Source organism: Bacillus sp. TH25, assembly GCF_016650935.1.
Taxonomy (GTDB): Bacteria; Bacillota; Bacilli; order Bacillales; family Bacillaceae_G; genus Bacillus_A; species Bacillus_A mycoides.
In genome coordinates this window covers 1009730-1023102 of sequence record NZ_JAEKEU010000009.1, presented here as the reverse complement: position 1 = coordinate 1023102, position 13373 = coordinate 1009730, and the positions used below count along the sequence as shown (strand labels likewise).

Genomic DNA, 13373 nt, shown 5'->3' with positions numbered 1-13373 from the left:
ACAAATAGGGGGCGTATTTCATGTATAACTTACAAGAAGATATGTATGAACAATTGAAAGAGAAAAAAGGGGAAGTTACTGTATTTTTACAGAATGGCGTTCCAATACGTGGGCAGATCCTTGCAACAGATAAATTTACCGTCTTAATGATGGTTCATGGTAAACAACAACTGGTATACAAACAAGCCATCTCTACAATCATTAAGTAATACCATAACGTATTTAGCTCTACCTAGGCAAATTTTACGATCTATGCAATACCAATCTGTTAATATGTACAAATGTAAACAAGCTGTTAGGGGCACCATATAGTGAAAACGAGTTTTACAAAAGTATGAAAATAGCAAACTAATAAAAACTAATTGTATTATTACCATTATGTCAAAAAGAACTTGTAGTAATTTCTACAAGTTCTTTTTGTTACTCTTTCAAATCCCCTAAAACATTATTAGTATCTCAATTCTCCAAATCCTCTTGAAAGTAGCAAGAAAAATATACATTCAAAACACTCAAGAAAAAGAAGTATTGAACCTATCACAATATATGTATTCAAATAAGGTTTTATAAATAATCACTATAGGTTTTACTTTATTAGAATTGCTCAGGTTGAATTTTGATGATCCTCTTATCTTTTTTCGGTGTAATTCCTCACAAAGAGATACCTAAATACTGTAAACATTCTTTCTCAATAACCGGAATGGATAAAAACGGTAAAATACAAATTATAAGTGTTTTATAAATAATATTAGTGGAGGGGAACAGCATATATGGCATCATTTTATACCAATGATTTATAGGAACAAAGGAGAACTATAATGTCAAAAGTGCCAAAAAACAAACCAATAATCCCTCCAAGATTATTGGATAAAGTCAAAAATAAATTTAAATTAAAGAAATATAATGGTCAAGTTACCACACAATCCCTATACGATAGGGATGCTACAACAAGCTCAATAGCGAATATCTTTCTCGGTGGAATATCAAAATCTGGAAATACAAAGGGAGATCCAGTGGGGATGTACACAATTACACCAGAATCTGATTTAGAACAAGTGGCGCCTAACCACGCACCTGACTTTAACTCTGATAAGACTCGAGCATATTGTGCGGCAAATGATGAAAATTATGGAGAATATTGTCTTGCGGCTAGAGGGGACAACAATGCTTACCAAGGCAAAAATGGCGTATATAAAACCATAGTATGGTTACGCGAAACAAGATGGAATCAATGGAAAGAAAAAGTGAGTACTATGTTTCCGAAAGATTGGTCAGCAGAGAAAATTATTGATGTGATTAGTAGAAGTTATGACGTAGGCAAAAAGATAGCAACATCTAATGGTATTGAAGTATGGGAAGGAAGAGATCCAATTACTAGATCTTTAATTGTGACAGAGCGTTCTCCAATCAGTGGTGAGATTATTACAGCCTATCCGATATTTGAGAGTATATAGTATCTTTTATGAATCATTAGAAAGGAAGGTTCTATGAAAGATGAAAAAAATAAGGTTACACAATTTATCGAAGAAGACATGATACAGGCGAATCCGGTTATTCCAGTAAGATTGTTGGATAAAGTCAAAAATAAATTCAAATTAAAAAAAATTAATGGTCAAGTGAGTACACAATCCTTATACGATAGGGATGTCACAACGAGTTCAGTTGCTCATATTTTCTTAGGTGGCATATCCAAGGCAGGATATACAAAAGAACAGCCTGTAGGTATGCATACTATTACACCAGGATCTGATTTAGAGCAAGTTGAAGCGGATAAAGAACCTGATTATAAATCAGACAAAACACGTGCTGTACGACCATTGACTGAACAAGATGATAATTATGCACCTCCGGGTAAAAATGGTGTATACAAAGCAAAAATATGGTTAAGAGAAACGAAATATAATAATTGGAAACAAAAAGAAAGTACCATGTTTCCAACAGATTGGTCACAAGAACAAGTGGTTGATGTAATAAGCAGAAGTTATGATGTTGCCAAAAAAGTTGGTTCATCGAATGGGACAGAGACATGGGAAGGCAGAGATCCTATTACTGGTTCCATGATAGTCATGAAATGTCAGCCGGTAACCGGGGAGGTTATTACAGCTTATCCAAAGTATGAAAAATAATGGATGTCATGAGTAAAATGATTGTATTTGATATTTACAAAGGGGGATATAAGGAATGGCAAATGAGAAGAAAGTTCAAGCAGGATCAGTGGATAGTTATGTTCAAGCAGATGCTATTATGACGGAGGATAAAAATAGTGTTAGAAAACAAAATGGATTAATGGGTAATTTCTATGGAGATAAAGATTTCAAGAATTTGTTATTAATACGAGGTAATAGTTGTGTTAATGAACAGGTCACTTCAAACGAAATAAGAGATCTTCGCTTGAAAAGCAGTCAAAAAATTCAATCTGTGCGTTGGCAAGGTTTCATTCAACCCAAAGAAGATGGGGTATATACTTTTTCAACAGGAAAGCATGATCAAGTCATGATTCAAGTAGATAACTGTATAGTGGTTGATAACATAGGAAGAGAAACAGAAATTAAACTTCAAAAAGATAAGCTATACAAAATTATAGTGGAGTATCAAGTGAATCCAGATGTAGAAGATGCATTCACTCTCCTATGGGGTACAGAAGAAAAGAAAGAAGTCGTTCCTCATGAGGTATTATATGCTCCAAGTTTAGCACAGAAAGACCAACCAACCGTAATAGGAAGCTTACACCAATTAAAATATGCTGTAAATAATTTTATTAGAGAAGAAAAAGACACAGATGGTGATAATATTCCAGATAGTTGGGAATATGAAGGGTATACAGTAGTAGATGGAGAGTTTGGTGTAAAAGATTTGGTTAAATGGGATGATAAAATACATCAAGGTCTTGTAAAATATACATCTTCACCTATGAAGTGGAGTACAAGTGACGATCCTTACAGTGATTATGAAAAAGTAACGGGATTACAAATGGATACCCGGGTTACAAAAGAAGCACATCATCCTTTAGTAGCAGCTTATCCGGATGTGCATATTAACATGGAAAAATACCTGTTAATCCCTAACACCAATTTCCAAGCAGGAGAGGGTGGATCATCCAGTAAACAAGTAACTCGTGGTACATCTAATACTGTGTCCAATACTGAGTCATGGGGAGTTACTGTAACAGCCAATGCTAGTCTCTTAGATTTTGGGGGATCTGTTAGTGCAAGTTATGAATCTTCTACGACAACATCTACCACAAAAGATGAATCTGTTAGCGATTCAACAACAAAAGATTGGAACGAAGTATTAGGTATCAACACTGCTGAAGCAGGGAAAATCCTACCAAATGTACGATATGTGAACACAGGAACAGCACCTGTATTTAAAGTGAAGCCTCAATTCACTTTACATTTTCCGAAAACTACAAACGGGGATGCAATTTCTTTAATTAGTTCGTTAATTGGAGAAACTCATAAGGGATTAGAGGTATTACCAGGGAACACCTATCCAGACAAATCAAAACCACCGTTGGCATTTGATAAGCCAACCCATTTTGGTGAGTCTTTAATGCTAGATCAGGGTAATGTAAGTCGTCTCCAAAAGAATGATATATTAAAATTAGAAACCAATGGAATAGAATCAAATGTAGTATTGATTGATACACAAGGACAAGATTACGAAAGTAGCCTAGAATGGACAAATGTTATATCTAAAATCAAAGCGAATACAGCAGAAATTGTGTTTACTACAGTAGGAGGTCCTGTTACGAAACGTAATGTTGCAGCACGTGGAACTACACCTGTTGAACAAACAGTACCAGAAATGACATTCAAAGAAGCATTAAAACTTAGTTATAGCGCAATCGAAAAAAATGGAAAACTCTGTATTAATGATCGAGAAATTACAAAAGATAATGTTAGCTTGATTGTAGATCAAGCAACTGAAGCAGAGATGAAGAAACAAGGAGTAACTTCTATATTTAATGTAAAATTAAAAGCTAGAATGCATTTTGAAATGACCGAAAAAGTGAATGTAACAATTGAAACTGATAGTAATCAAACAAATTTTAATATTAAAATTCCAAGTGGTTTATTTGAAGGATCAACGTTGGTAATGTTTATGAATGGAGCGAAGAAAGGAGAACAGAAACTAGAGAAAGGTGCAACAACTTGGAGTGGTCCTGTAAGTAATTATGGTATTCATGCAGACGAGGTAAAAGAGCAGACTAATACATTTGAGCTAAAGATAAAGGGCCGTACAGTTGCTACGCTTAAAGGTCTTTATGAGGGTTATAAAGAAACACAAGTCGCTCATAAGTTTAGTGATTGGAATTATATTGGCTCTTGGAGTAAAAATGGTTTGTACTTTCAGACAATAACTTCAAATATTTTAAATAAAATTACCCACTATAAATACAAATTAGAAGACGGTCCTACAAATACCATTCCAAAACCTGCACCACAAGCAGATGGTAGGCTGTTGATTAGCTTCGGAGGAAGTACATTACGTTCGGGTAAACTACTTCAAATATATGCAATCAATAAAAACGGTGTTGAAATAAAAGTTATTGAAATAAGAGGGTGATTTCAGGTAGACTTCCCGCATTTGCAGAAAAACAGGAATCCATAATGATTTCCTGTTTTTCTATTTAAAAATATTTATCTTTAATATCATAACTTTTTCATCATTTACATATCTCTATTATTTAAATAACTTTCAAAAGCACTTCGCCATAAGGCAATGTGGAGCCCATCTTCACTAAGCGTCTCTGAACTAATTTTAGTTTGTACAAGTAGATAATACGCTTCATTATTTTGTAATCACTCCAAAATATATGTTTCCTTTTCATCTATTGATTGCATTCTTTGTAATTTATCTGTGACATCTACTCATCTTTAAATTCATCGAAAACAAGGCTTTCGCCTTCTATTTATAATGGTTATATTTTCTTGTTTACTACTAATAATTTTAGCAATTATATTTCTCAACGTATTTGACAAGATTTTGCTTCTTACCAGTTATATAAAATGGCATTTTAAATATGCTGTTAAATATTTCTAAAGGGGGATACGTAATGATCAATATTGTACAAATGGATAATTAGAATTTAATTATGAATGGTGACTTCGAACAAAATTTTACAGAATGACAATTAGAAAGTGCATCGGGATAACAAAAATTGTGAATGTTTAAAAATTGGCTGAAATAAATTATTTGGGTATTCGTTTTAGTCCTGTTTTTATTTTAGGATTTTTAGAAAGTCATATATATGAAGACGATAAAATGAGTTTTAGAAAACTAAGAAAATGTTAAACTTATAAAAACCCGTTGTATCATGTCTATGTACTGATACAACGGGTTTTTTATATGAATATTTAACTGTCTATTTTACTAATTATAAAAAAACATGAACTTAGTTTTACTTTTTAGGTTGGCTGGGTACGGAAACAATTAAAGGAATAAACTTCCAGAGTGACCCCTCATTCCCTGAATCGTTTCCGTCCCCCCTATAAGGATTCTTTATTTGTATTACAAATCCACAAATAAAAAAGATAAGATCGGAGAGTATGATCTTATCTTTAGCGTAAGGGAAAAACAAATGACAGAAACTATCTTAATTTTTATAATATTATATTTTTTGTTAATTTTCTATATAAAAAACCATATATAACAGATATATCTATATTGAGAAATTTATTACAAAATTAACTATATATGATCAAAAAATCGAAAGTAAACTTTTATCCATTAGTTTACACTCACTTGACCAAAAATATTGACCCTATTCCTCATTTCCTGACTATTGATAAATAAATATAATTAACTTTTTCAGTAATTTTATAGATATAATTATGAAGAAGTGCATTATTATTTAGAACGATCAAAAATAGAGGAGTGATGAAAAATGTCATTTAAAAAGAATACGTTTTATAAGCTTGTAAATCAGAATAGCGGACTGTTAGAAAGTGTAGCATCTAATTCCTTAGATGATAATGCAGAACTTACACAATTTCACGAATCAGGAAACACATCTCAACATTTTATATTGTATCTTTTAGATAATAATGACCATGTGCTAATTAATAGAAATAGTGGTAGAGTTCAAAGTGTAGCATCTAACTCCTTAGATGATAATGCAGAACTTACACAATATCATTGGAATGGAAATACATCTCAACAATGGCATTTTAATGTTATTGATAATAATGTTTTTTCAATAATAAATTCAAATAGTGGTAAAGTACAGAGTGTATCATCTACCTCCTTAGATGATAATGCAGAACTTACACAATATCACGATAACGGACATTCATCTCAACAATGGCAGGTTAATGAGGTAGAAGGCGCTGAATTTACTTTACCATCTGTACAAATAGAATCTTTACCGGAAGTTCCTCAATATGAAAATTCAAATGACAACTTATCTGACACTACACCGGTTATTACATCATCGACATTAATACCATGTATTATGATAAATGATACATGGAGTGTGTCAGATAAGGTAAAGAATACACCGTATTATATACTTTATAAAAAACAGTATTGGAAAAACATAGATTCCCACACATTCGCACCTAATACTTCATATACTTCAGATACTACATATGGAATGACCACTACAGACCAGACTTCTATGACGGATACAACTAACATTTCAGTCACGGTAGATGCTGGTTTTTCTTTTAATCATATTTCGAGTAGTATATCTAAAACTGTAACGAATGAATTACAGGTAAGTACAAGTACTACAGATACATTAATGACAACACAAGAAAACTCTGAAACTATTGAAAATCCAAATGGCTATGAAGTTTCTTGGACAAAATTTGCACTTGTCAACGAGTATTATTTAGCAAGGGCAGATGGAACAGTTATAGGTGATTCACCATGGGTAGTCATTAATAAAAACGATGAAAGAGAAAGTTACTATCCATTAGATACTCCACCTTTACCAGTTACTTTAGATGAATCAAAAACTGTTAATTAATATCAATTTATTATAACTACTAGTTGAAGAATCCTTTTTGTTTAAAGGATTCTTTTTTTGTATCAAAAAATCTACAAAGAAAAAAGATAAGATCGGCGAACACGATCTCATCTTTAGCACAAGGAGTAAACAATAGGGATAACCATCATATTTTTATTATACTTCAATTTTTATTTATTTTGGATATTAAAACCATAATTGATAAGTATATGTATATTGAGAAATTTATTACAAAATCAGTTATAAATGACTCGAAAAACGAATGTAAACTTTTAGCCAAAAGTTTACTTTCATTTCATCGCAAACACTGAGTCTCTTCTATTTCTTCATATTTCTAAGAAAACACCAACAAAAGTATACATTCAAAAAACGATTTTATTAGATTTATAAAGTTGTTAAAAAAATGCAAGTCATTCTATTCAACAATTGGGCCATTTTTTTGAATAACAATAAAAAAATGAAGAAGATAATTTGCTTAATATAAACAAATTATCTTCTTCATAGTACAATCTAAAAAAATATTTATGAAACGAGTTTTAGACCTATTGCAGCACCTAAAACCATACCTATAAAGATAAGTCTTCTCCAGTCTTTTGATTCGCCATAAAAAACCATGCCTAAAATTGCACCTCCAGACGCACCAATTCCAGTCCAAATTGCATAAGCTGTTCCCATAGGTAGTGTTTCCATTGCATAAGCAAGAAATATAAAACTTAATCCAAATCCGAGAATTAACAAAACTAATGATTGCCAATTTCGATCTTTATGCAATTTATTTATCATAGCAACACCAAACATTTCAAACAGACCTGCTAAGATTAAAGAAATCCATGCCATTAGGATTCATCACCTTTCTGAACTTTGTCATCTGTAACTAATTTCAAGCCAATTACTCCAGCTAATAAAAATAAAATCAAGAGTACTTTTTCCACTTTAAATGGTTCACCAAAGAACAGGAATTCAGAAAAGACAGTTCCAGCTGTACCTAACCCAACAAAAACAGCATAAACAGTTCCCACGGGAAGTTTTCTTCCTGCCATGATCATTAAATAAAAGCTGAAAAATATAGCAATGATAGTCCCCGTCCAAGTCCAAAAGTCATCAGCATGTTTTAAACCAATAACCCAAAAAATTTCAAAGAAAGCAGCAATAAATACTTTAATCCAGTCTTTACTCATCTAAAAGACACCTCCAATTTTATTCTTACCAAAAAAAACAAAAAAAGCCTAAGAGGGGTCACCATATCAGAACTAATAGAGCAATTAAGTTATTTTTCATCGTGAATAAATAAAAACTAGCTCAAATTCATATTTTACATCTTTCATTAGTATTAATTAGTATGAAGGACAAGTAGTAAGGAGGAAACGCAGGATGAATCAAACTTATGAAGAAAGTGCATTGTTTGAGCATAAATTTTGGCTTAGAGTTCTTGGGGATCATGCACAGTTCCTTTTAGATGCATTAGCTCCAAAAGAAACTGCAGATATTCAAAGAGCTATATATTTTGTAGAGAAATTTGATGAATATTTAAGTCGCATTAATACGGTTAGTTTAATTGAATTTGCGAAAGATGTTAAACAATTGGCAGAAGAGATTAGGCAATTTAAGTTGAGTATTATACAAAAGCAATTGGAGGGGAAAATAGTTATCCACTTTACTCCAACTTTTATTAATCATATGGTAAATGAAGTAGAGGAGTATTTAACAGTATTAAAGTATTTAATAAAAGGAGAAGTACCACCTATTTTTCATGAACTACATTACCATCTTGTTTGGTTAACGGATGCCGCTGGTCATGCTGGTTCGATTTCAGGTGAGTTAGACCTTGTAGAGAAACGATTAAAAGAAAAGAGTGAAATGTACGCCAAACATTTTGAACAGTTTTATTTAAAAGCAGTTGAAATGACGGGGTATTTACGTACAGAACTTAAGCATTTTCCAGCTTTGAAGAAATTTACGCAAGATGTTTCATTAGAACTTAATTTATTTTCTCATTTTCTTCATGAAATAGAAGAATTAGAATTATCTGAGCAAATATTAAGTTCATTATCTGCGAGGATGGCAGACCATATGGCAAGAGAAGAATGCTACTATTTATTAAAATTAGCACAATCATCTGGATTAGAGATGCCAAAGTGTAACCCTCTTTTAAGGGTTACTACCACATCACAATCAAGCTAAGAAAAACAAATACCCCAAAACAAAAAAATATACATTTTTTTGTTTTGGGGCTTTATAAAATTCTTAAATTGATGGCTGTGCGGCACTATCCCTTCTATAAAGATAACCAAAATTTAGGAAGCATGTTTTTAGTGGAAAATAGCTATTCTAAATAGTGCATTTATAATTATAAGGAGGAATTTAATTATGACAGTAATTACTAAGCTTAAACAAACTATTTCTGGATTAAAAAGTGCTCAAGCATGTTTAGAAGGATTTGTTCTTGATACTGACAATCAGCAAGCAAAACAACTGTATCAAAATGCAGCTCAGCAAGCTCAGACAATTATTGATTCTTTAGAACCACGTGTTCAAGAGGTTCAAGAAGATGAGCCCCAGTATAATCAATAAAACGCAGTAATCTTCAGATTTTTTGCAGAGGTCTTATCATAGTTAGATAAATATATATGGGGTTCAGCCGTGTGCCCATCAAGTTAAGAATTTTATAGCACCCCCAAAACAAACAATTGTACATTTTCACTTGAAGATGCCAATTTTCTCGTTTGGGGGTATTTGCTTTTCTTAGCTTGATTGTGATGGGGCGATACCCCTACAGCACTATATAGACTAATGCCAATGTTTAATAATCCAAGTGAAAGGGAGCCTTTCCATACAGTGTGCATTTGAAAATTCTTCTTTTTAGTGATCAAAAAGAGGCCAAAAGAGAGTTAGGAATTATACATAACATTATTATGAAAGTATTATATAGTACCTTTTCTTCCTTATATCTTCTAGCCCTATTTTGAGATGAAAATAATCATTTATACATAATTAAGTATCTTTCCATAAAAAGGAATAATTATTTTTCCATGATTCGTAGCATATTAAAAACATAGGAGGTGATACAATATGGCAAACACAAATAACGGAAGTCGTAATGAATTATTAGTTCAAGGTGCTGAAAATGCAATTGATCAAATGAAGTATGAGATTGCACAAGAGTTTGGTGTACAACTTGGTGCAGACACAACAGCTCGTGCAAACGGTTCTGTTGGTGGCGAAATTACAAAACGTTTAGTTGCAATGGCTGAACAACAACTTGGTGGTGGAATCAATCGCTAAGTTCAATTAATAATTGAGTGAATCAGTGTAAAATATAGCAGATATTAAAATCAATTTCTTTTGTTCATTCATTAAAAGATAAACCCTTATAGTAAACGATTTCTCACTCAAAGATTATTGATAATCTTACTTAATAATCTTTGAGTATTTAATTTGCAAATTTCTTTACTAGACTACAAACGTACATTGTTGGGAAGGTGTTTCCCATGCATGATAAAAAATATTTTGTGGGAAAAAACATACTTAAAAATTTCTTTTCAATATTGAAAAATATACTTATGATGATATTTTCGAAAGGGAGGCTTTTTAAAATGGGTGTATTAAGTGGAAATCCTCAAAATGAACCTTTACATTATGGAGAGGTATTTGATATTTGGAGTTATCTTCTTTCCACACAAGGAGCTGTTGCCGGACATCAAGTATTTATGAATCATACAGGTGATGAAGATTTAAAGAAGTTTTTACAAAACTTAATTGAGAATGATATGACTCCTGAAATAGAAGAGCTAAAAGCCCTTTTAAAGGTAAATGGAGTGGCTTTACCACCAGCACCTCCAGAAAGACCGGTTGCTTCTATTGAAGACATTCCTCCTGGTGCACGTATCAACGATGCTGAAATTGCAGCAGCCGTTGCAGCAGGTCTTGCAGCAGGATTAGTAACTTGTAGTCAAGTTATGGGAAAATGCCTTCGAGAAGATGTAGGCATGCTTTTTGGACAAATTCACATGAAGAAAGCACAAGCAGGAGTAACATTACTACGTTTAAGCAAGAAGAAGGGGTGGATAGTTCCTCCACCATTACATGTTCGAAATTCTGAACAAGCTTAACGATAAAAATAAAAAAGTGGTCGAGAGCCACTTTTTTATTTCAATTTATCAGTTCTATCTTCTACTTTTCTAGATAGATGTTCCCTTTTTATTCTAGAATAATCTACATACTCGTCAGAGATCTCCATAGCATATTTATCATGACCAATATTAGTGGATTATCGTGAATCTTCATCCTTATGTAAAACAACTTTCTCCATATAGATATGAAAGAATATTTCTGCCACACTAATAAGCAAAGCTGCAAAAAAAGCAAATGCTCCAATATTACGGGTCAAGTCTATATCTGCTAAAAGATACGTTAATGCCCAAATACCTACAAAGCACAAGCCCAAATCAGCAATGGTAGCCACCATGTTTCCATACTTAGGTAAAATAAATAAATCTCCTATTAAATAGGCCGCTCCAGTAATTATTAATGAAATAAACAATATTCTTGGAATCGAAATACCCTGAAAATGCCTAGTATCATCAATAATACAGCGCTAATAGCGGTATATTTAATTAATAAGGAAACAATATGTTTCATCTGTATTCCTCCAATTCTTTAATGGATATGTAAGAGAAAAAGCCTTAATAAAAACGGGCTGTGCCTTTATAAAGCACAGCCTGTTTCATTATGTTCTGGAGGTCTGTTTATTACATGATACTCATATGGCAAACGCTTTTTATTTCATTCTCCTACACAATACTATTTTGTGAAATATAAGTATGATTTATACTACGAAAAGTTAAAAAATGGATACCAAAAAAAGGATTATTTATTTTGCATTGCTTTTTAACATATTAAAAAGTGAAGGAGGTGACATAACATGTCCAACAATAACAGTGGAAGCAGAAACCAATTATTAGTACATGGTGCTGAACAAGCTCTTGATCAAATGAAATATGAAATCGCTCAAGAATTTGGAGTGCAACTTGGTGCAGACGCAACAGCTCGTGCAAACGGATCTGTTGGTGGTGAAATGACAAAACGTCTAGTAGCCATGGCTGAACAACAACTTGGCGGTGGAGTTAATCGTTAACCTTAGATAACACATGAATAAAAAAGGAGAGACACGTCGTCTCTCCTTTTTAAAAATTGTAATTTATTAAGGGATAAATTACTTTTAAATTCTTCATTCAGTTTTTATCTATAAGAGCAAGCCCCTTTTTACATTATGATCTTTAGTATATAGAGTTACTAAAAAATATTATCCTCTAGATAACTCTCATAAATTTCCGTAAGTAAGATAGACTTTAAAAAAACAGATAGTAAATCAGCCTAGATTCACTGATAAAAAGGATCGAAAGGGGAGGGGATTATTTTTTGGGAACGATAGAGCATTTCAGATACTGTTACACATTCGTAATCGTTTCTGTATAAATAGCTCATAATACTTTCTAATGCTTTAACTGTCTGAGATGTTTGAGAAAATTCGCTACCATTCCAATCATGAAGTAGAATAATATTACCAGGTTTAACACCTTTTGTTATATGCCTAGAAATTTTTCTAGCTGCTGGATTTCTCCAATCTTGAGGATCCTGATGCCTTGACCATAGAATAATAAGCTTCCCATTTTTTATAGCTGTATTAATAATTAAATCATTGTGAAGGCCTCCGACTGGACGATAGAGATTTGGTTTATAGCCAGTAATTTGCTTGATAATTTCATCCGTTTGATCTAACTCAGTAGTTAATTTAGCGGCGGTAATATTTTTATCATAAATATGATTATAAGTATGATTAGCAATTTCGTGTCCTTCTTTTACTTGCCTTTTTAAAATCGCAGGAAATCTCTTAACTTTATTACCTGCTACGAAAAAGGTTGCTTTCGCATTGTATTTAGCTAAAATATCAAGTATTTGAGGGGTAAAAACAGGATGAGGTCCATCATCAAATGTTATTGCAACTATTTTTTCCTTTGTATTTACTTCCCAAATTACCTTCCCTGTTTTCTCATACGCCTTACGACTATCTGTAAAAGCAGATATGGGCATTTGTATGGAACAAAAAAAAATAATTAAAAGAATGAGGACTATCTTAGTTTTTTTCACGAATAATACACTCCTATGAGATAAAAGTAAGTTTAGTTTATGGAGTTATTATCAAATTATTTAATACGAAATTAAAAAGTGGAAAGAGGCATGAACTGAAGATCAAAACTATCATTTTCTCATCAGTTGAGGATTCAATTTTACATTGACGCTATTCATCGTATACACTCTCCTTTAACGGCAAACTTCCCATATTGCAATCCTTTACTTTTTTGATTAACCATTTTATCATATCTCGGTTGCCACCACTTAA

The 13373-nt window shown here is 32.4% G+C and carries 13 protein-coding genes and 1 pseudogene; 10 read left to right on the top strand and 4 right to left on the bottom strand.

Annotated features, from left to right (window positions below; all coding sequences use genetic code 11):
• Positions 1-20 precede the first annotated feature (20 nt).
• From hfq to JFT89_RS09620, 5 genes are all read left to right on the top strand, one after another.
• Entirely contained in the window at positions 21-209 is a 189-nt protein-coding gene (gene hfq / locus JFT89_RS09640) for an RNA chaperone Hfq (RefSeq protein ID WP_070144224.1), read from the top strand.
• Positions 210-815: 606 nt separating this feature from the next.
• Entirely contained in the window at positions 816-1451 is a 636-nt protein-coding gene (locus JFT89_RS09635; protein WP_002016882.1) for an EndoU domain-containing protein, read from the top strand.
• A 33-nt stretch (positions 1452-1484) separates the two neighbouring features.
• Complete coding sequence (locus JFT89_RS09630; protein WP_201039845.1) at positions 1485-2123, top strand: EndoU domain-containing protein; 639 nt, start codon at positions 1485-1487, stop codon at positions 2121-2123.
• Positions 2124-2178: 55 nt separating this feature from the next.
• Positions 2179-4566, top strand: a complete 2388-nt coding sequence (locus tag JFT89_RS09625; protein WP_201039844.1) for a binary toxin-like calcium binding domain-containing protein — start codon at positions 2179-2181, stop codon at positions 4564-4566.
• A 1321-nt stretch (positions 4567-5887) separates the two neighbouring features.
• Positions 5888-6973, top strand: coding sequence for an RICIN domain-containing protein (locus JFT89_RS09620; protein WP_201039843.1), 1086 nt, complete (start codon positions 5888-5890; stop codon positions 6971-6973).
• Between the two features lie 522 nt (positions 6974-7495).
• Here JFT89_RS09620 and JFT89_RS09615 read toward each other — a convergent pair.
• Together JFT89_RS09615 and JFT89_RS09610 are read right to left on the bottom strand one after the other, a co-directional pair.
• Positions 7496-7810: a DMT family transporter gene (locus JFT89_RS09615; protein WP_201039842.1), complete on the bottom strand. Its 315-nt coding sequence runs from the start codon at positions 7808-7810 to the stop codon at positions 7496-7498.
• Entirely contained in the window at positions 7810-8151 is a 342-nt protein-coding gene (locus tag JFT89_RS09610) for a DMT family transporter (RefSeq protein WP_201039841.1), read from the bottom strand. Before JFT89_RS09610 ends, JFT89_RS09615 begins: the two co-directional genes overlap by 1 nt.
• A 193-nt stretch (positions 8152-8344) precedes the next feature.
• Here JFT89_RS09610 and JFT89_RS09605 point away from each other — a divergent pair, with 193 nt between their 5' ends.
• The 4 genes from JFT89_RS09605 (at position 8345) to JFT89_RS09590 (ending at position 11082) form a co-directional block, all read left to right on the top strand.
• Positions 8345-9154 carry a DUF2935 domain-containing protein gene (locus JFT89_RS09605; protein ID WP_201039840.1) on the top strand — a complete coding sequence of 270 codons (810 nt, stop codon included), beginning with the start codon at positions 8345-8347 and terminating at the stop codon, positions 9152-9154.
• A gap of 186 nt (positions 9155-9340) precedes the next feature.
• Positions 9341-9544, top strand: a complete 204-nt coding sequence (locus JFT89_RS09600; protein ID WP_201039839.1) for a DUF1657 domain-containing protein — start codon at positions 9341-9343, stop codon at positions 9542-9544.
• Between the two features lie 498 nt (positions 9545-10042).
• Complete coding sequence (locus JFT89_RS09595; protein ID WP_201039838.1) at positions 10043-10255, top strand: alpha/beta-type small acid-soluble spore protein; 213 nt, start codon at positions 10043-10045, stop codon at positions 10253-10255.
• A gap of 311 nt (positions 10256-10566) precedes the next feature.
• Positions 10567-11082 (top strand): DUF3231 family protein, encoded by a 516-nt coding sequence (locus JFT89_RS09590; protein WP_201039837.1) that lies wholly within the window; start codon positions 10567-10569, stop codon positions 11080-11082.
• A gap of 35 nt (positions 11083-11117) precedes the next feature.
• Here JFT89_RS09590 and JFT89_RS09585 read toward each other — a convergent pair.
• A pseudogene (locus tag JFT89_RS09585) lies at positions 11118-11611 on the bottom strand (YndM family protein).
• A gap of 283 nt (positions 11612-11894) precedes the next feature.
• Here JFT89_RS09585 and JFT89_RS09580 point away from each other — a divergent pair.
• Positions 11895-12107, top strand: coding sequence for an alpha/beta-type small acid-soluble spore protein (locus JFT89_RS09580; protein WP_113769874.1), 213 nt, complete (start codon positions 11895-11897; stop codon positions 12105-12107).
• Between the two features lie 245 nt (positions 12108-12352).
• On the opposite strand, the gene JFT89_RS09575 is transcribed toward JFT89_RS09580, so the two are convergent.
• On the bottom strand, positions 12353-13120 hold the full coding sequence (locus JFT89_RS09575) for a polysaccharide deacetylase family protein (RefSeq protein ID WP_201039836.1): 768 nt from the start codon (positions 13118-13120) through the stop codon (positions 12353-12355).
• Between the last annotated feature and the right edge of the window lie 253 nt (positions 13121-13373).

Bases quoted from the DNA above. Each gene is read 5' to 3' on its own strand.
- JFT89_RS09625 (WP_201039844.1), top strand. From the start codon at position 2,179: ATGGCAAATGAGAAGAAAGTTCAAGCAGGATCAGTGGATAGTTATGTT.
- JFT89_RS09580 (WP_113769874.1), top strand. From the start codon at position 11,895: ATGTCCAACAATAACAGTGGAAGCAGAAACCAATTATTAGTACATGGT.
- hfq (WP_070144224.1), top strand. From the start codon at position 21: ATGTATAACTTACAAGAAGATATGTATGAACAATTGAAAGAGAAAAAA.
- JFT89_RS09605 (WP_201039840.1), top strand. From the start codon at position 8,345: ATGAATCAAACTTATGAAGAAAGTGCATTGTTTGAGCATAAATTTTGG.
- JFT89_RS09610 (WP_201039841.1), bottom strand. From the start codon at position 8,151: ATGAGTAAAGACTGGATTAAAGTATTTATTGCTGCTTTCTTTGAAATT.
- JFT89_RS09595 (WP_201039838.1), top strand. From the start codon at position 10,043: ATGGCAAACACAAATAACGGAAGTCGTAATGAATTATTAGTTCAAGGT.
- JFT89_RS09630 (WP_201039845.1), top strand. From the start codon at position 1,485: ATGAAAGATGAAAAAAATAAGGTTACACAATTTATCGAAGAAGACATG.
- JFT89_RS09600 (WP_201039839.1), top strand. From the start codon at position 9,341: ATGACAGTAATTACTAAGCTTAAACAAACTATTTCTGGATTAAAAAGT.
- JFT89_RS09620 (WP_201039843.1), top strand. From the start codon at position 5,888: ATGTCATTTAAAAAGAATACGTTTTATAAGCTTGTAAATCAGAATAGC.
- JFT89_RS09615 (WP_201039842.1), bottom strand. From the start codon at position 7,810: ATGGCATGGATTTCTTTAATCTTAGCAGGTCTGTTTGAAATGTTTGGT.
- JFT89_RS09590 (WP_201039837.1), top strand. From the start codon at position 10,567: ATGGGTGTATTAAGTGGAAATCCTCAAAATGAACCTTTACATTATGGA.
- JFT89_RS09635 (WP_002016882.1), top strand. From the start codon at position 816: ATGTCAAAAGTGCCAAAAAACAAACCAATAATCCCTCCAAGATTATTG.